The following is an 18289-nucleotide window of genomic DNA, read 5'->3' on the forward strand; positions in this document are numbered from 1 at the left end:
GCTGTTTTATGGGTTCAAGCGGGTTTCTTCGTCGAGAAACGCTTGGTAATGGCGGTTCGCCTTGAAATTATGGACGATCAGCGCCAAGCCAAGAACGATAAAGATGCCGGCAATGATGTAAGTGACGACGGTTTGGAAAACGAACAGCTGGTTGATGCCGAAAAAGGTAATAAAACTGCCGAGCGCAATCTGAGCGCGGCTTGCATACCAGTTTTTGCGCACCGGCAGCCGCGTGCGGATCTGTTTCGTTTTATAGTAAAGATAGAATACAGCAGAAATGATAATCAAAAATACGAATATGAGCATGGGGAACCTCCTGTTATGCAAATCTATTTCCATTGTAATGGGGATGATCAGAAAATGCGAATGGATTTCCCTGTCCACTGGAGGATTGAAGCAATGTATAGTCAAATCATCGACACAATTAAACAATTCGATACGATCATCATCCACCGCCATGTGCGTCCCGACCCGGATGCATATGGATCCCAGATCGGCCTGAAATACATACTGAGCCACAACTACCCGAACAAGCGCGTGCTGGCCGCAGGAGAGCATGATTACACGATGGATTTCCTTGATTTTCCGGATATGGTCGAAGATGCAGATTTCGAAGGGGCATTGGTCATCGTTACGGACACCGCGAATAAGGACCGAATCGACGACCAGCGCTACCATAGCGGGGCGAAATTGGTGAAAATCGACCATCATCCGAACGACGACAATTACGGCGATATTTGCCAAGTGGATACACAGGCGAGTTCCTCTTCCGAAATGATCTATGAATTATTTACATATGGGCAAGCGGAAGAAAACTGGGCCATGCCCGATGCGGGTGCTAGGCTGCTCTATGCAGGAATCATCGGCGATACCGGGCGCTTCCTGTTTCCGAGCACGACTCAGAAAACCTTCGACGTGGCAGGCGAATTGATCAAATATGATTTTGACCGCAACGAGCTCCATAACGGTATGTACGAGATGGACCGCAAATTGCTTCATTTACAAGGCTATATGTACCAAAATTTCCAAATAGATGAAAATGGCGCGGCTTTTGTAAAAATTACACAGGACATTTTGGCGAAATTCGATGTGACTCCGACAGATACGTCTTTGCTGGTCGGTTCGCTCGGAAACGTCAAAGGCATCAAAGCCTGGGTCATTTTAATAGAAGAAGACACTGAAATACGTGTCCGGCTGCGTTCAAAAGGGCCAGTCATCAATACGCTCGCAAAAGAATTCGGCGGCGGCGGGCATCCGATGGCGTCCGGCGCAGTCGCCTATTCCTGGGACGAAGCTGACCGGGTCATCCAGCGCCTGGAGGAAATTTGCGCGAAGGCATAAGGAAAGAAGGTGTTGAAATGGTCTACCCGCATATCGTGACGGCGGCTGATCCGCTGCAAAGTACGATTCGCCTGGAAGAACTGTTTGCAGTTCTCACCGAACAAGGCGCGAGCGCGGCAGCCTTAGTCAATTCCAAATTATACGGCGTCCTGCCATTTTGGGACGCCTGCAAAAAGGCCGGCATCCACGGGGTGCTCGGTCTTTCCGTGCCCGTCGACTTTGACGGTGCCGCATTGCCTGTGGTGCTGTATGCACAGAACAATACCGGCTACCAGATGCTATTGAAGCTGACGAGTGCATTATCGACTCGCGATGTGGAAGCCATCCCACAAAAATGGTTGGCAGCTTATCAGGAAGGCTTATTATGCGTGATTCCCGACAATGCGGTGTGGGTACTGACAGACCGCAGCGAAGCGCTCGGCAGCTTGTCGCGTTTATTCGGGGATCGTTTATATGCCAGTATCGAGCGGCCTGGGGGGAGTGTGCAGGAAACCGAAGAAGCATTTACCGAATTCTGCTCGTCATTCGGACTCCAATTCATGGCGAGCCAGGAATGCCGTTATGTGAAACAAGAAGATGCCTTTGCGTATGAAGTGGCGAGGTCGATCGGAGAAGGGTTCAAGTTAAGCGACCCTGAACGCCCGAAGCCCGAACATTCAGCGGCATTCGTGCCGACGCAAGCACAATTATCAGAGTGGTTTTCAGACCACCCTGAATGGCTGGAACAAAGCAAGGCGCTGCTTATGAACTGTCATGTCACCATTCCGCTCAACCGCCAATTGCTGCCGAAATATCCTGTAAAGGAAGGCAACGACAAAAACGAGCTCATCCGTGCGGTTTGCCTGAAGGGGCTGGAAGAGCGTCTCGGGAAATTGGAACAAAGCTATTCGGACAGGCTCGATTACGAACTGGGCGTCATTTCGGCCATGGGCTATATCGATTATTTTCTCATCGTTTCCGATTTCATGGCCTATGCGAGAAAAAGGGGCATCCTGACCGGCCCGGGCCGCGGATCCTCTGCCGGTTCGCTCGTTGCCTTCGCGCTGCGCATTACGGATGTGGACCCGCTCGCCCACGGATTATTATTCGAGCGTTTCCTGAATCCGGAGCGTGTCACTTTGCCGGATATCGATATTGACTTCGCGGATCACCGACGCCATGAAGTCGTCGAATACGTTGCGAAAAAATACGGTGCTATGCAGACGGCCCAAATCATCACATTCGGCACTTTATCCGCAAAAGCGGTCGCGAGAGACACGGCAAGGGTGTTCGGTTTTGAAGCTGAAGAACTCGAGAAGATTTCAAAACTCATCCCGAGCCGGCCGGGCATCACCTTGCGCAAAGCTCTCCGCGAATCGAAGGCGCTGGAGGGATGGATCATCGGCAATGAAGCGCGTGAACGATGGTTCAAGACGGCGCTGAAGCTGGAAGGCCTGCCCCGGAATTCTTCGATTCACGCAGCGGGCGTCATTTTGAGCCCGGGGCCTTTGGTGGATTATGTCCCGATTGAAAAAGGGAATGACGATGTTTTCATCACTCAATGGCCGATGCAGGAACTTGAAGCGATCGGTTTATTGAAAATGGATTTTCTCGGATTGCGTAATTTAACGATTTTGGAAAACATGGCACATATGCTGAAGCGCGACTTGAATTTCTCGGTCGATTACCGAAGCCTGCCCCTCGATGACAAAGAAACATATGCCTTGCTGGCGAAAGGCGATACAGCGGGCATTTTCCAACTGGAGTCGCCGGGCATGCGGCGCGCTTTGATGCTCATCAAACCGAGCGCATTCGGCGATATTGTCGCGGTCAATGCCTTGTACCGCCCAGGCCCGATGGATTTCATCCCGCTTTATGCGCGCCGCAAGCATGGCGAAGAGGCGGTTGCCTATATCCATCCGGTGCTGGAACCGATCTTGTCGGAAACATACGGCGTCATCGTCTATCAGGAGCAGATCATGAAAATCGCCGCTGAAATGGCGGGCTTCAGCTTAGGCGAGGCCGATCTATTGCGCCGTGCTGTCAGCAAAAAAAATCGCCAAATCCTCGACGAAGAGCGCCAGCATTTCGTCGGCGGCGCTACCGCAAAAGGCTATACTGCAAATGAAGCGGGAGACGTCTATGACTTGATCGTGCGTTTTGCCGATTACGGTTTCCCGAAAAGCCACGCAGTCGCCTACAGTATGATTTCCTATCAGCTGGCTTATATGAAAGCCCGTTATCCTGTGCAGTTCTATGCCGCGCTGTTATCGAACAGCCAAGGAAATAATGAGAAAACGGCACAGTTCATGCGTGAAATGAAAGAACGCGGAATTCAGCTCGCCGCGCCATGCATCGCGAAGAGCCGCTACGGCTTTTCATCGGAAGAAAAACAGGTGCGCACGGGGCTAAGCGCTGTAAAAGGCGTTCCCGGCACAGCTGTCAAAGCCATTCTCGCAGCGAGAAAAGACGGGCCTTTTCAAAGCCTGTTCAATATCGCGGAACGGATATCGGCAGTTCATTTCACCCGCAAGGCTTTCGAGCCGCTCATCAAGGCCGGGGCACTGGACGATCTTGGGAAAGACCGGGCCGTCCTGCTCGCGTCGCTTGACAGCGCAATCAAGCATGCGGAACTGGTCAAGCCGAATGAAGACCCCGGTTTGTTCGATGACATGGGATCTAGCTTCATGAAACCGAAATACACCAAAGCCGAACCGATGCCGGACGGGCTCAAGCTCGACTTTGAAAAAGAAGCACTCGGCTTTTATTTGAGCACACATCCCGTGGAACGGAAAAGAGCAGCGCAACAAAGCCTACATAGCGCTCAATGACCTGCCGAAGAAAAAGACCGCGAGCGAGTGGAAGTGCTCGGGCTGGTGGAAGATGTGCGGCGCATCCGCACGAAAAAGGCGATGCGATGGCTTTTGTCACCTTGCAGGATGAAACCGGTGGCATCGGTTACGCTGTTCCCGAAAGAGTATGCGCAATACAACGAAATGCTGGATAAAGATGCCTTGCTCGAAATCCAGGAACAGCTGAAATCCGCCAAGGCAAGACGACCATCATCTGCAAAACCATTGTGAAAGAACAAAATGAGCCACATTCATATAACAGAATCGACAACGGACTGCATTTCTTAAAAGAAATGCAGTCCAGAGTGTTAAAGAAGTCTATTAATACGTCATGAATTAAAATGGGATGATCTTTTCGACATTCAAAATCAATGAGCTATTTAAGTATTTGAGAAGTGTTCGCTCGACTCCGGTGGATCAGCGAGACGACCTGAGACCCCGCAAGACGCGCAGCAGATGAGGAGGCTTGGGCGCGAGCCCACGGAAAGCGAGCGATAAGCTTCTGGAAAATACGGCTTTTACCTTTCTAGACAAGCTGGACTGCATTTCAAAAAGAAATGCAGTTTTTCTTTACGGCAGCCGAAATTTTTGTAAGGTATAGAAAGATTAGTGGTCAGACCACTTTCAAAAATGGAAACAAAAGGAGTTTTCATGAATCAGCCAAAACGCTATTTAAATATTGTAAGTGAAATGCGGGACATGATTCGGGAACAGAACATTCGGCCGGGCGACCGGATCCCTTCCGAACGGGAGTTGGCTGAAAAGTTGGCGGTCGGGCGTTCGACGATCCGAAGCGCCCGCAGCCTGGAATTGCTGGGGCTTATCGAAACCCGGCGAGGGAAGGGACATTTTAGCTGACCCGAGAAAGCATCGGCTCGTCGAATTGCTGGCGACCTTCATTTTGCAGGACAATAAAACCTTGGAAGATGTGCGGGAGACGATGTGCATACACGAAACCGCGGCAATCCAGGCCATCTGCGCAAGCGATGCGTCCAAACTTCCGGTATGGGAAAGTTTACGTGAGCGGCTTGATGGGGATGAATTCATAAGGGAAGACTTTGTCCGCGAATTGATGGTGCTGTCCGGCAACCGCCTGTCGCTGAAAATTTGGTTCTTATTAAAACAATATGGGGCAACCCTTATGACGGCGAAGTCATGCCGGAAGAGAGACCCTTGCTGAAAACATCCTGCAGGCGATCGAGCAGCAGGATGCCGAAACGGCCATCCGGGAGTTTAAAGCCTGGAGCAGCGTCTTAATTAAAGGAGAGATGCACAATGGCAATGATACGAGATATATTCAAGCGAAAACGAGATGAAAAGAAGCGACGATCCCTTCCAAAGCGGCAAAAGATGTGCCGGAGGGCTTGATGACGAAATGCCCGAACTGCAAGCACATCACCTTGACGAAGGAATTGGAGAATTTGGGCAAAGTATGCCCGAAATGCGACCATCATTTCAAGATGACGGCACGTGAACGAATCGCCCACCTGTTAGACGATTCAAGCTTTGATTCGGTAGACGATCATTTGAAGTCTGAAAACCCGCTGAATTTCCCGGGATACAGCGAAAAGTCCAGGCCGACAGTGAAAAACCGGCTTGAACGAAGCCGTTCTCACGGGGACTGGAGCAATCAATGGCCAGCAAGTGGTCGTGGCCGTAATGGATTCGCATTTCCGTATGGGCTCGATGGGCTCAGTGGTCGGCGAGAAAATCACGCGTGCTGTCGAGTTGGCCACTAAATTGAAAGTGCCATTTTGATCTTTACAGCAAGCGGTGGAGCGCGCATGCAAGAAGGCGTGCTGTCGCTGATGCAGATGGCGAAAACGAGTGTTGCATTAAAACGTCATTCGAATGAAGGCCTATTGTTCGTATCGATCTTGACGCATCCGACGACTGGCGGCGTATCTGCGAGCTTTGCTTCTGTCGGCGATATCAATTTGGCGGAACCGAAAGCATTGATCGGCTTTGCAGGGCGGCGCGTCATCGAACAGACTGTGCGCGAGAAATTGCCGGAAGACTTCCAGACGGCGGGAATTTTGCTTGACCATGGCCAGCTCGATGCGGTCGTGCATCGCTCTAAAATGCGCGAGACGCTGTCGACTATTGTGCAATTGCATGTGAAAGGGCTGGATCCGATGCCTAAAAGAAAATGAAGACGATGGCGTTTGAAGAACCTTTGATTGAATTAAGAAAAAGATTTCAGAATTGAAGGAATATACGAAAACGGCGGATGTCGATCTTAGTTCGGAAATCACTTCTTTAGAAGAACGTTTTGCAAAACTCGAGGAAGAAATCTATGAGAACATGAAACCATGGGATCGCGTTCAAGTGGCGCGCCATCCGGAACGCCCGACGACTTTGGATTATTTGCCACTCGTCTTCAAGGATTTTATCGAACTGCACGGCGACCGTGTCTACGGAGACGATGAGGCGATCATCGGCGGCATCGGGAGTTTTGAAGGGCAGCCGGTGACGATCATCGGCCATCAGCGCGGCAAGGATACGAAAGAAAACGTCCGCCGCAATTTCGGCATGCCGCATCCTGAAGGCTACCGGAAAGCTTTACGCTTGATGAAGCAGGCAGAGAAATTCGGCCGTCCGGTCATTTGCCTGATCGATACGAAAGGCGCTTACCCGGGAAGAGCTGCAGAAGAACGCGGGCAAAGTGAAGCGATCGCCCGCAACCTTGTGGAGATGGCCGGGCTTGAAGTGCCGGTGCTGTCGATCGTCATCGGGGAAGGCGGAAGCGGCGGGGCACTCGCGCTTGGCGTCGGCAACCAGATCTTGATGCTTGAAAACTCGACGTTCTCGGTCATTTCGCCTGAAGGAGCGGCATCGATCCTATGGAAAGATGCGGCGCTTGCGAAAACTGCTGCGGAAGCCATGAAGATCACGGCGCCCGATCTTTTGGAGATGGGCATCATCGAGCATATGATTCCCGAAGTACGCGGCGGCGCGCATCACGATACCGCCCGCCAAGCACAATTGATCAGCGGCGCAATCCGTTATTCATTGAAGGAATTGGAAGGCTTGAGCGCACAACAATTGATTTCACAGCGCTATGAGAAATTCAGGGCAATCGGTGTTTTCACAGAATAAAAATCAGGCCGCGTAAAGCGGCCTTTTTATTTTTCGGAATTCAATAAAAAACGCATGCTGAACAGGAGTTATGGACTGACAGCGCAAGCCCTGCGTGGTAAGGTGAATAAAGTAAAAAGGAAGTGCAGGAGGCGGTTTTGGTGAAGAAAATTGGAGTGTTGACAAGTGGCGGCGATTCGCCGGGGATGAATGCAGCGGTTCGTGCAGTCGTCCGGAAAGGCATTTACCATGGCATCGAAGTGGCTGGCGTCTATTATGGCTACCAAGGCTTGATTGAAGGCAATATTAAAGACTTGCAAGCAGGAGATGTCGGCGATATTATCCAGCGCGGCGGCACGAAGCTCTATTCTGCCCGCTGTGACGAATTCCGGACAGACGAAGGGCAATGGAAAGCAATCGAACAGATGAAGAAAAACGGGCTTGAAGGCTTAGTGGTCATCGGCGGAGACGGTTCATACCGCGGCGCGATGGCTTTGACGAAAAAAGGATTCCCGAGCATCGGGGTGCCGGGAACGATCGATAACGATATTCCCGGGACGGATTATACGATCGGTTTTGATACGGCATTGAATACTGTCATCGAAGCGATCGATAAGATCCGCGACACGGCGACAAGCCACGAGCGGACATTCATCGTCGAAGTGATGGGCAGAGACGCCGGAGATTTGGCTTTATGGGCTGGGCTTGCAGGCGGTGCCGAAACGATCCTCATTCCTGAAGAACCGTTTGATATCGACGATATGCTTGAACGGCTCGAAAGCGGGCGCAAGCGCGGCAAAAAACACAGCATCATCATCGTGGCAGAAGGTGTCATGAGCGGCGGGGAGCTGGCTGAGCTGATTTCGGGCAAGACGAATGTAGAAACGCGCGTTTCGGTTCTTGGACATATCCAGCGCGGTGGTACGCCCACTGCCCGCGACCGTGTGCTCGGCAGCCTATTCGGCGCACGTGCAGTAGAAGTGTTGCTCGAAGGAAAAGGCGGACTGGCGATTGGCATGAAAAATCATCAGGTGGTAGACTATGATATGACAACGGCGTTCGAAAAAGAGCACGATGCCGATATGAGTTTGTACAAGCTTTCTAAAGAATTATCAATTTAAACAGTTAATTGAGTGAGTCTATTGAGAAAACGAAAATCGTCTGCACAATCGGGCCGGCAAGTGAATCACCGGAAGTACTAGAACAATTGATGAAAGCGGGCATGAACGTTGCCCGTCTGAACTTCTCGCACGGCGACCACGAGGAGCATGCCTTGCGCATCAAGCGCATCCGCGAAGCTTCAGAGAAGACTGGCATCACAGTAGGGATTCTTTTGGATACAAAAGGCCCGGAAATCAGAACTCATAAAATGGAAAATGATTCCATCGAACTCGAAACTAATCAGGAAATCACGATTTCCATGACAGAAGTGCTGGGCACAAAAGAAATGTTTTCGATCACGTATGAAAAACTGATTGAAGATGTCCATGAAGGCTCGATGATTTTGCTGGATGATGGATTGATCGAATTGCGCGTTACAAGCATCGATAAAGAACGCGGCCAAATCCATACGGTCGTTGAAAATGCCGGTACATTGAAAACGAAAAAAGGCGTTAACGTTCCAGGCGTATCCGTTCAATTGCCAGGAATCACTGAGAAAGACGCGGCTGATCTTTTATTCGGCATTGAACAGGATGTCGACTTCGTCGCTGCATCATTTGTTCGCAGACGTTCAGATGTTATGGAAATCCGCAGCTTGCTGGAGAAAAATGGCGGATCTCATATCCAAATCATTCCGAAAATCGAAAACCAGGAAGGCGTCGATAACTTGGATGAAATCATCATGGTTTCAGACGGCCTGATGGTTGCACGTGGAGATCTTGGTGTAGAAATTCCTGCAGAAGAAGTGCCGATTGTTCAAAAGTCGATGATAAACAAATGCAATAGTGCAGGGAAGCCGGTAATTACGGCGACTCAAATGCTGGATTCCATGCAGCGCAACCCGCGCCCGACACGCGCAGAAGCAAGCGATGTCGCGAATGCCATTTTTGACGGCACGGATGCAATTATGCTATCAGGCGAAACGGCAGCAGGGCTTTATCCGGTAGAATCAGTCGAAACGATGCACCGCATTGCAGAGACAACGGAAGCTGCACTTGACCATAAACAAATCGTTTCCAACCGCCGCAAAGAAAAAGAATCGAATATGACAGAAGCGATCGGACAGGCAGTTGCATACACCGCGCTTAACTTGCGCGTGCAGGCAATTTTAGCGCCGACCGAAAGCGGCCAAACGGCTAAAATGATTTCGAAATACCGTCCAGGTTCGCCAGTCATTGCAGTGACATCAACTGCACGGACTGCACGCAAACTGACTTTGATCTGGGGCGTTCAGCCGATTGTTGGAACACGCGTTGAATCGACAGATGAAATGCTTGATGTCGCAGTGGTAGAAGCGCTTAAGCACGGCTTGATCAAGCACGGTGACCTTGTCATCATCACAGCGGGCGTTCCAGTTGGTGAAGCAGGAACAACCAACTTGATGAAGCTGCGCGTCATCGGCGACATCTTGGCGAAAGGGCAAGGCATCGGCAAGAGCGTCGGCTTCGGCGAAGCAGTGGTTGTGCGCAATGCTGAAGAAGCATTGGCAATGGACACCGAAGGCAAAATCATCGTCACTTACGGTACTGACCGCGACATGATGGACGCCATCAATAATTGTGCAGGCATCGTGACTGAAGAAGGCGGTTTGACAAGCCACGCAGCAGTAGTGGGGTTAAGCCTTGGGATTCCGGTAATCGTCGGCGTCAAAGATGCAGTGACGAAAGTCGAATCCGGCCAGGATATCACGATCGATGCAGATGCCGGCGTCATTTATCACGGTCATGCAAGTGTATAAGTAAAGAAAGTTTGGAGGTCGATTGACTATTATGATGAAGTGGATCTTTCTGGCATTGGTGATCGTACCGACTCTTGAGCTTGCGATTTTGATCTGGGCAGGCGGGCAGATCGGGTTCTTCTGGACACTCGCCTTGATTGTGGCGACTGGATTGCTCGGGGCTTTCTTGGCAAAACGCCAAGGGCTGAAAGCGATCCGTGATATCCAATCGAGCATGAACCAGATGCAGCCGCCGGGCGACCGCCTGATTGGCGCAGCCTTTATTTTGGTCGGCGGTACATTGCTGCTGACGCCTGGATTTATTTCAGATGCAGTCGGGTTCAGCTTATTGTTCACCCCGACGCAAAAACTTTACAAGCCTCTCGTTTATCGGATGCTTCAGAAGAAGATGAAAAATACCCGGATTATCGTAGGATAATTCCGGGTTCATTCATCATAAGGCAATCGTTTTAAATTTTACCAAGCGTTTTCATTCACAAATTGTACAAAGTTGATTATAATGACTAGGTAAGTCCATTTACGGAAAAGTGCATGAAAGCAGATGGCTCATTATTCTGTCTTTTTGGAATGATGAAGTAGAATGTAGAAGGAGAGATTTACATGACATCATCAAAAGGTTTAGAAGGTGTAGTCGCAACACAATCGGCGATCAGCTCGATCATCGATGATACCCTTACATACGTCGGCTACAATATCGACGATCTGGCGGACAACGCCAGCTTCGAAGAAGTGATCTACCTCTTGTGGCACCAGCGTTTGCCGAAGGCAGACGAACTAGCAGAGCTGAAACAGCAGCTTGCTGACAACATGGCGGTACCGCAAGCGGTGCTTGACCACTTCAAGACATACGACATCAAACACGTCCATCCAATGGCGGCACTGCGCACAGCGGTCTCCATGCTCGGCCTCTTCGACGAAGAAGCGGAAGTGATGGAAGATGCGGCGAACTACCGCAAAGCGATCAAAATCCAGGCGAAGATCTCGACGCTCGTGACGGCATTCGGCCGCATCCGCGCCGGCAAAGAACCGATCCAGCCGAAAACGGATTACAGCTTCGCGGCGAACTTCCTGTACATGCTATCTGGCGAAGAGCCAAAAGACATCGAAGTCGAAGCGTTCAATAAAGCGCTTGTACTTCACGCCGACCACGAACTGAATGCTTCGACGTTCACGGCGCGTGTCGCAGTCGCGACCTTGTCTGACGTCTATTCCGGCGTGACGGCAGCGATCGGCGCCTGAAAGGCCCGCTACACGGCGGCGCCAACGAGCAAGTCATGAAGATGCTTACAGAAATCGGGTCCGTCGAGAACGTCGAACCGGTCATCAAAGAAAACTGGCGAACAAAGAGAAAATCATGGGCTTCGGCCACCGCGTCTACCAAAAAGGCGACCCGCGCGAAGCATTTGCGTGAAATGTCGCAAAGCTCACAGAGCTTCGCGGCGAATCGAAATGGTATGACATGTCCGTGAAAATCGAAGAATTGGTGACCAGCGAAAACCGCTTCCGCCAAACGTCGATTTCTATTCGGCTTCGGTCTATCACTCGTTGAACATCGAGCATGACTTGTTCACGCCGATCTTCGCGGTATCCCGTGCGTCGGGCTGGCTCGCGCACATCCTAGAGCAATACTCGAACAACCGCTTGATCCGCCCGCGTGCGGAATACATCGGGCCTGGCATGCAGACCTATGTGCCGGTTGAAGAACGTTAATTCAGGCAATACAATAAAATTTGATGGGGCTGACACAATGTGCAGCCCTATGACTTTGAACTCAGGAGGAACTTACACATGACGAACGGCGAAAAATCTCAGTAGAAAATGGCGTCTTGAACGTCCCTAACAATGCAGTCATCCCATTCATTATCGGTGACGGAACTGGACCGGATATCTGGAACGCAGCTTCACGCGTATTGGAAGAATCGGTAAACAAAGCTTATAACGGCGAAAATCAATCGTCTGGAAAGAAGTTTTGGCTGGCCAAAAGCTTTCGACGAAACTGGCGAATGGCTTCCAGAAGAAACTCTTAACGTTATCCGCGAATACTTGATCGCAATCAAAGGGCCTCTTACTACGCCAATCGGCGGCGGTATCCGTTCATTGAACGTGGCACTTCGCCAAGAGCTTGACCTATACACTTGCTTGCGTCCTGTACGTTATTTCGAAGGCGTGCCTTCACCAGTTAAACGCCCTGAAGATACTGACATGGTCATCTTCCGTGAAAACACTGAAGATATCTACGCTGGTATCGAATACGCTAACGGCAGCGACGAAGTGAAAAAATTGATCTCATTCCTTACTGACGAAATGGGCGTCAAAAACATCCGCTTCCCTGAATCATCAGGTATCGGCATCAAACCGATTTCTGAAGAAGGAACAAAACGTTTGGTACGTGCTGCTATCAACTACGCGTTGACTGAAGGCCGCGATTCCGTAACGCTTGTACACAAAGGGAACATCATGAAGTTCACTGAAGGAGCTTTCAAAAACTGGGGCTATGAAGTGGCTGAGCAAGAATTCGGCGACAAAGTCTTCACGTGGAACGAATACGATGCAATCAAAGACGAAAAAGGAACAGATGCTGCGAACAAAGCGCAAGAAGATGCTTTGGCTTCAGGCAAAATCCTTGTTAAAGATTCCATCGCTGATATCTTCCTTCAGCAGATCCTTACACGTCCAAGCGAGTTCGATGTTGTTGCAACAATGAACTTGAACGGCGACTATATTTCTGATGCACTTGCTGCGCAAGTCGGCGGAATCGGAATTGCACCTGGCGCGAACATCAACTACGACACAGGACACGCAATCTTCGAAGCGACTCACGGTACGGCTCCGAAATATGCTGGACTAGATAAAGTAAACCCATCTTCTGTTATCCTTTCAGGCGTCTTGATGCTTGAGCATCTTGGCTGGACAGAAGCTGCGAAGTTGATTACATCTTCTATGGAAAAAACGATCGCGTCTAAAGTTGTCACTTATGACTTCGCTCGTCTAATGGACGGCGCTACAGAAGTGAAAACATCTGCATTCGCTGATGAGCTAATTAAAAACATGTAAAATGAAAGAGGAGGCTTCTGCCTCCTCTTTGTTGTATCATCCGACGGAAAGGGGAGTTTTTCATGACATTCAAACGCAAAAAGATTTCGGTAATCGGTTCTGGATTCACAGGCGCCACGACAGCATTCCTGCTGGCGCAGAAAGAATTGGGGGATGTCATCATCGTTGATATTCCTGCAATGGAAGATCCGGCCAAAGGAAAAGCGCTGGATATGGCGGAAGCAGCGCCTGTGTTGAATTTTGATGCACATATTACAGGAACTTCGGATTACGGGGACACGAAAGATTCCGACCTCGTCATCATCACGGCGGGCGTAGCCAGAAAACCGGGCATGAGCCGCGATGATTTAGTGCAGACCAATCAGAAAGTCATGAAATCCGTCACAAAAGAAATCGTCGCCCATTCGCCAAATGCGACAATTTTGGTGCTGACCAATCCGGTGGATGCAATGACTTACACTGTTTTTAAAGAATCCGGTTTTCCGAAAGAACGGGTCATCGGCCAATCCGGCGTGCTTGATTCGGCACGTTTCCGCAGTTTTGTAGCAGAAGAGCTCAATCTGTCCGTCAAAGACATTACAGGATTCGTGCTGGGCGGCCACGGGGATGATATGGTGCCGCTTGTCCGCTATTCATTTGCTGGCGGCATCCCGCTTGAAACCCTTATCCCGAAAGACAGGATCGAGCAAATTGTGGAGCGGACGCGAAAAGGCGGGGCAGAAATCGTCAACCTTCTCGGCAATGGCTCCGCGTATTATGCGCCTGCCGCTTCTTTGGTGGAAATGGCTGAAGCGATTCTTAAGGACCAAAAACGCGTCTTGCCGTCGATCGCTTATCTTCAAGGAGAATACGGCATGGACGGAATCTATCTGGGTGTTCCGGCAGTGCTCGGTGCATCCGGGATCGAAAAGATCATTGAAATCGAATTGAACGAAGAAGAAAAACAAGCGCTCGACAAGTCCGCTGCATCAGTCAAAGCGGTCATGGATGTATTAGCGTAAAACACGGAGCCGGGCAGGATTTCCTGTCCGGCTTTTTCTATACATATAGACAAGCTAATTCGAGCGTTCGTTCAATGGGCATCAAAGCGAGCGAACTTGCACTTGTGCGCATGGAATTGATACTATAAGGATATGAACCACTTAGGGGAGGGAAAGCCTGTGTTGCTCGGAAAAAAACGCAAATTAGGCAGGAAGATTGAAGACATTACAGTCGGCGAGAAGTTGAAGTTGACGGAAAAGATCGAAGATAAGGATTTGCTCTTGTATCTCGGCTTGACGAACGATGGAAATCCTTTGTATATCCAGCATGATTTTGCATCAACGACCAGTTTTGAAAAACCGGTCGTGCCGAACATCATGTTGACGGGAATCGTCACATCAGCGGTATCCAAGTACATGCCAGGCCCAGGTTCGTATATTTGCGAACAGCATTTGGTTTTCAAAAAGCCTGTCTACCATTACGCGACAGTCGATTTCCTATTGGAAGTGACCGATGTGGATGTAAGGGGGAATTTGGCGACCATCCGTGTAGAAGGCACAGATGAAGAAGGCGCCATTTGCATAGAAGGAAAGATCGTGGCACAACCGCCGAAGACCTCAAACAAATTGACGACGCAGGCGATGGAGAATTTCTAAAGCGGTTTGGGATGGGGGTTCCAAATTGAGTGTGGAGGATGCAAAATGCCGAAGAAACTTTTGATCATTGAAGATGAACATTCGATTGCAACGCTATTATCGTATAATTTGGTGCAGGCGGGGTATGAAACGATTATCGCGAATGACGGAAAACAAGGCTACGATCTTGCGCTGAGCGAAAAGCCGGATTTGATCGTGCTGGATTTGATGTTGCCGTCAATGGATGGCGTGGAAGTGTGCAAATCACTGCGCCAGCAGAAAGTGAACACTCCGATCATCATGCTGACGGCAAAAGGCGATGAATTCGATAAAGTGCTTGGCTTGGAGCTTGGCGCCGATGATTATATGACCAAGCCGTTCAGCCCGCGTGAAGTAGTTGCCCGCATCAAGGCGGTATTGCGCCGGGCAGAGACAAGCCCTGTCATTCAGCAGGATGGGTCTGTCCCGTATGTGTTCGGAGAATTACAGATTTTCCCAGATAGATTTGAAGTGTTTTTGGACGACAAGCAATTGGAATTCACGCCTAAAGAATTCGAACTGCTCGTCTACTTGGCCGAAAACAAAAATAGGGTGTTGACCCGCGATCAATTATTGAGTGCCGTATGGAAGTACGATTTTGCCGGCGATACACGCATTGTCGATGTCCATGTCAGCCATTTGCGCGAAAAGATCGAAGCGAATACGCGCAAGCCGACTTATATCAAAACGATCCGTGGCTTGGGTTATAAATTCGAGGAGCCGAAAAGTTCATGACTTTCCGGCGCCGCCTGCTGATCTCCTTGCTGCTGTGGATCGGTACGCTGCTCGTCGGGCTCTATTTGATCGTGCTTCAGTTTCTTCCTTTATATGAGGAGGCGGCAAATAAATCCGCTGTGTGGTTGGCGTTGGGGCTTATTTTCTTGGTAGGCCTCGGGGCATCCGCTGTCATCGGAAACCGTATCATCCGTTTGCAAGTAGAGCCGGTAGAAAATGCTACGGCGACCGCAGTGGAGCTCGTGAAGGGGAATTACCGCGCACGCGCTTATGAATCCGATGCCCAGGGCAGCTTGGAGTTGAACAAGACGATCAACGTACTTGCCCGCAATCTGCAGGAAATCGCGACTGTCCGCCTCATGGAGCAGGAGCGGCTGAAAACCCTGATTGAGAATATGGGCAGTGCACTGGTCATGATTGACCGACAAGGGACGATTTCCTTGGTCAACAGGGCTTTTCTCGAAGAAACCGGCTTGAGCAGTGAAGCGGTTCTTGGCAGTTTGTATCGTGAAATTAATATTGCGCCCGAGCTGAAATCCTTCATTGAAACTGTGTTCATGACTGAAACGCGTTCGCGCGATCAAATCGAGTTTGCCGAAGGGCTGAAAATGAAGAACCTGGATGTCTACGGGGCGCCGGTCATCGGCGAACACGAACGCTGGCTCGGTGTGGTCATCGTTTTCCACGATATTACCGAGTTGAAAAAATTGGAGCAAGTGCGCAAGGATTTTGTGGCGAATGTTTCCCACGAATTGCGCACGCCCGTCACCTCCATCAAAGGGTTTTCCGAAACCTTGCTGGATGGCGCTTACCAGGATACGGATACCTTATTGTCATTTTTGGAAATTATCCAGACGGAAAGCAACCGCTTGGAAATGCTCATCAATGATTTGCTCAACCTGTCGAATATGGAACGTTCTGCTTTTCATATCGAATTAGAGCCGACGGACATGAAAGCCGTCATTGAACGGGCCGTCGAAACGGTGCACCCGAAACTGACAGAAAAGAATATTCGCCTTGAATTGGATCTGGCACCAGTTATCGTGAACGGCGACGGGAACCGGCTCATCCAAGTAATCGTCAATTTATTGATCAATGCCGCCACTTATTCACAGGAAAACACGAGAGTTTCGCTGAAGCTTTATGCTGAAGGGGATCAGGCCATCGTGAAAGTGGAAGATCAAGGCATCGGCATCGAAGCATCCGAAATCGGCCGCTTATTTGAACGTTTTTACCGAGTCGACCGGGCCCGCAGCCGGAATTCGGGAGGCACGGGACTGGGGCTTTCGATCGTCAAACATATCATTGAAGCGCATCATGGCAATGTCGAAGTGGAAAGCGAAGTCGGCGTTGGGACGACCTTTACCGTTTATTTGCCGCTTGCGGAAGAAATTTAGGAGGAACATATGGAAACCAAACACCCATTTTTGCCGATCATCGTCGGCACCGATATGAATGCTTATAATATGGCGATTTCATTTCATGAAGCATACGGCATCAAGCCGATTTTGATCGGCAAAGAGCCATTATCCTTCACGGAGATGAGCTCGATCACTGAAACCATCGAATTTGATAAAAAACTATCCGAGCCGGAACATTTCGCTGATATTTTAATCGGCATGGCGGATAAATACAGAGCTCCCGGCAAAACTTTGCTGCTGGTCGGCACGAACGATTTATACGTGCGCTTGATCATCGAAAATGCCAAAGTGCTGCGCGAGCATTATGTGTTCAACTATCCAAACGAAGCATTGATGAACCAGCTGCAAATGAAAGCGAATTTCTACGAATTATGCAAAGAGCACGGCATCGATACACCGACGACTTATTTTTACGACTGCAGCCAGGATGTGCCGTTCGACGATAGCGATATGATGTATCCGGTCGTCGTCAAGCCGAGCAATGGCATCGAATACAGCCGCAATAAGTTCGAAGGCCAGGAAAAAGTCTATAAAGTGGATAGCCCGAAAGAGTTGTTCGAAGTCGTTCAGAAAATCAAGGCAAGCGGCTACCGTGATGAATTGATCATTCAGGATTTCATTCCAGGCGATGATACATATATGTGGGATTCTGTCATTTACGCCAATTCGAAAGGCCAGACGCAATTGGTGACCTTCGCACAAGTTGTTTTGCAGGAGCATACTGTGACGGCCATCGGCAATTACACGGCGCTCATCACGCGCTTCGACAAGGAAATGATGCAAAAGCTCCAGCATTTCCTCGAAGCGGTCGGCTATACCGGCTTCGCCAATTTCGATTTGAAATACGATTCGCGTGACAAGAAGTTCAAGGTCTTCGAAGTGAATATCCGCCAAGGGCGCTCGAGCTATTACGTGACGGCGCTTGGCCACAATATGGCACAGTACTTGGTCGATGACTTGATCTACAAAACAGAAAAGCCGATCACATATTTAAATGAAGATTTCTTATTCACAGTGGTCCCGAAAGTGGTATTGCGCAACTTCGTCCAAAACCAAGCTGTTCAAAAAGACATCAAGCGCTTGATCAAGGAAAAGAAATACGGCAATCCGCTGTTCTATAAAAAAGATACCCATATGAAGCGCAAACTGTATCTTTTTGCGCGCCAAGTGAATTATTATAAAAAATACAAAAACAATCAATGGTAAGTTTACAAAGGCTTAACACCAGCTTCACAATCAGGTGCTATTCTTTAATAGAACCCCCTTCAACCGCAT

The 18289-nt window shown here is 49.8% G+C and carries 16 protein-coding genes and 4 pseudogenes; 19 read left to right on the forward strand and 1 reads right to left on the reverse strand.

Features of this window, described 5'->3' with window-relative positions; all coding sequences use genetic code 11:
* Window positions 1-6: 6 nt before the first annotated feature.
* A complete protein-coding gene (locus tag CW734_RS07985; protein WP_101190095.1) occupies window positions 7-306 on the reverse strand; it encodes a YtpI family protein in 300 nt (99 codons plus the stop codon).
* Between the two features lie 93 nt (window positions 307-399).
* On the opposite strand from CW734_RS07985, the gene CW734_RS07990 reads away from it, so the two are divergent.
* The 19 genes and pseudogenes from CW734_RS07990 (at window position 400) to CW734_RS08060 (ending at window position 18220) form a co-directional block, all read left to right on the forward strand.
* Complete coding sequence (locus tag CW734_RS07990) at window positions 400-1341, forward strand: DHH family phosphoesterase (protein WP_101190096.1); 942 nt, start codon at window positions 400-402, stop codon at window positions 1339-1341.
* 17 nt (window positions 1342-1358) lie between these two features.
* Window positions 1359-4151, forward strand: a complete 2793-nt coding sequence (gene dnaE / locus CW734_RS07995; RefSeq protein ID WP_232787203.1) for a DNA polymerase III subunit alpha — start codon at window positions 1359-1361, stop codon at window positions 4149-4151.
* Between the two features lie 27 nt (window positions 4152-4178).
* A complete protein-coding gene (locus CW734_RS18805; RefSeq protein WP_232787204.1) occupies window positions 4179-4403 on the forward strand; it encodes a single stranded DNA-binding domain-containing protein in 225 nt (74 codons plus the stop codon).
* A 420-nt stretch (window positions 4404-4823) separates the two neighbouring features.
* Window positions 4824-5030 (forward strand): FadR/GntR family transcriptional regulator, encoded by a 207-nt coding sequence (locus tag CW734_RS18810; RefSeq protein WP_232787205.1) that lies wholly within the window; start codon window positions 4824-4826, stop codon window positions 5028-5030.
* Window positions 5031-5073: 43 nt separating this feature from the next.
* Window positions 5074-5352: a hypothetical protein gene (locus CW734_RS18815; protein ID WP_232787206.1), complete on the forward strand. Its 279-nt coding sequence runs from the start codon at window positions 5074-5076 to the stop codon at window positions 5350-5352.
* A 95-nt stretch (window positions 5353-5447) separates the two neighbouring features.
* Window positions 5448-6325, forward strand: a pseudogene (gene accD, locus CW734_RS08005) (acetyl-CoA carboxylase, carboxyltransferase subunit beta).
* A pseudogene (accA, locus tag CW734_RS08010) lies at window positions 6322-7271 on the forward strand (acetyl-CoA carboxylase carboxyl transferase subunit alpha). Before accD ends, accA begins: the two co-directional pseudogenes overlap by 4 nt.
* 140 nt (window positions 7272-7411) lie before the next feature.
* Complete coding sequence (gene pfkA, locus CW734_RS08015) at window positions 7412-8371, forward strand: 6-phosphofructokinase (protein ID WP_101190097.1); 960 nt, start codon at window positions 7412-7414, stop codon at window positions 8369-8371.
* Window positions 8372-8391: 20 nt separating this feature from the next.
* Window positions 8392-10149, forward strand: coding sequence for a pyruvate kinase (pyk, locus tag CW734_RS08020; protein ID WP_101192165.1), 1758 nt, complete (start codon window positions 8392-8394; stop codon window positions 10147-10149).
* Window positions 10150-10180: 31 nt separating this feature from the next.
* Window positions 10181-10567, forward strand: coding sequence for an FxsA family protein (locus CW734_RS08025; protein ID WP_058381084.1), 387 nt, complete (start codon window positions 10181-10183; stop codon window positions 10565-10567).
* Between the two features lie 182 nt (window positions 10568-10749).
* Window positions 10750-11510, forward strand: a pseudogene (locus CW734_RS08030) (citrate/2-methylcitrate synthase); the annotation flags it as partial.
* Window positions 11504-11560 carry a hypothetical protein gene (locus CW734_RS19925; protein WP_442956967.1) on the forward strand — a complete coding sequence of 19 codons (57 nt, stop codon included), beginning with the start codon at window positions 11504-11506 and terminating at the stop codon, window positions 11558-11560. The pseudogene CW734_RS08030 and the gene CW734_RS19925, both read left to right, overlap by 7 nt.
* A 134-nt stretch (window positions 11561-11694) precedes the next feature.
* Window positions 11695-11859: a citrate/2-methylcitrate synthase gene (locus CW734_RS19930; protein ID WP_442956956.1), complete on the forward strand. Its 165-nt coding sequence runs from the start codon at window positions 11695-11697 to the stop codon at window positions 11857-11859.
* A gap of 78 nt (window positions 11860-11937) precedes the next feature.
* Window positions 11938-13203, forward strand: a pseudogene (gene icd, locus CW734_RS08035) (NADP-dependent isocitrate dehydrogenase).
* Window positions 13204-13265: 62 nt separating this feature from the next.
* Window positions 13266-14204 carry a malate dehydrogenase gene (gene mdh, locus CW734_RS08040; protein ID WP_101190098.1) on the forward strand — a complete coding sequence of 313 codons (939 nt, stop codon included), beginning with the start codon at window positions 13266-13268 and terminating at the stop codon, window positions 14202-14204.
* A 159-nt stretch (window positions 14205-14363) separates the two neighbouring features.
* A complete protein-coding gene (locus CW734_RS08045; RefSeq protein WP_101190099.1) occupies window positions 14364-14840 on the forward strand; it encodes a MaoC/PaaZ C-terminal domain-containing protein in 477 nt (158 codons plus the stop codon).
* A gap of 45 nt (window positions 14841-14885) precedes the next feature.
* Window positions 14886-15593, forward strand: coding sequence for a response regulator transcription factor (locus tag CW734_RS08050; RefSeq protein ID WP_101190100.1), 708 nt, complete (start codon window positions 14886-14888; stop codon window positions 15591-15593).
* Complete coding sequence (gene pnpS, locus CW734_RS08055) at window positions 15590-16990, forward strand: two-component system histidine kinase PnpS (protein WP_101190101.1); 1401 nt, start codon at window positions 15590-15592, stop codon at window positions 16988-16990. The genes CW734_RS08050 and pnpS overlap by 4 nt, the downstream gene beginning before the upstream one ends.
* Window positions 16991-16999: 9 nt before the next feature.
* Window positions 17000-18220 carry a carboxylate--amine ligase gene (locus tag CW734_RS08060; protein WP_101190102.1) on the forward strand — a complete coding sequence of 407 codons (1221 nt, stop codon included), beginning with the start codon at window positions 17000-17002 and terminating at the stop codon, window positions 18218-18220.
* Window positions 18221-18289 lie beyond the last annotated feature (69 nt).

It is taken from the genome of Planococcus sp. MB-3u-03 (assembly GCF_002833405.1).
Classification (GTDB): Bacteria; Bacillota; Bacilli; order Bacillales_A; family Planococcaceae; genus Planococcus.

Excerpts from the sequence above, each read along its gene's own strand:
- CW734_RS07985 (WP_101190095.1), bottom strand. The coding sequence starts at position 306 with ATGCTCATATTCGTATTTTTGATTATCATTTCTGCTGTATTCTATCTT.
- CW734_RS07990 (WP_101190096.1), top strand. The coding sequence starts at position 400 with ATGTATAGTCAAATCATCGACACAATTAAACAATTCGATACGATCATC.
- dnaE (WP_232787203.1), top strand. The coding sequence starts at position 1,359 with ATGGTCTACCCGCATATCGTGACGGCGGCTGATCCGCTGCAAAGTACG.
- CW734_RS18810 (WP_232787205.1), top strand. The coding sequence starts at position 4,824 with ATGAATCAGCCAAAACGCTATTTAAATATTGTAAGTGAAATGCGGGAC.
- CW734_RS08025 (WP_058381084.1), top strand. The coding sequence starts at position 10,181 with ATGATGAAGTGGATCTTTCTGGCATTGGTGATCGTACCGACTCTTGAG.
- mdh (WP_101190098.1), top strand. The coding sequence starts at position 13,266 with ATGACATTCAAACGCAAAAAGATTTCGGTAATCGGTTCTGGATTCACA.
- CW734_RS08050 (WP_101190100.1), top strand. The coding sequence starts at position 14,886 with ATGCCGAAGAAACTTTTGATCATTGAAGATGAACATTCGATTGCAACG.
- pnpS (WP_101190101.1), top strand. The coding sequence starts at position 15,590 with ATGACTTTCCGGCGCCGCCTGCTGATCTCCTTGCTGCTGTGGATCGGT.
- CW734_RS08060 (WP_101190102.1), top strand. The coding sequence starts at position 17,000 with ATGGAAACCAAACACCCATTTTTGCCGATCATCGTCGGCACCGATATG.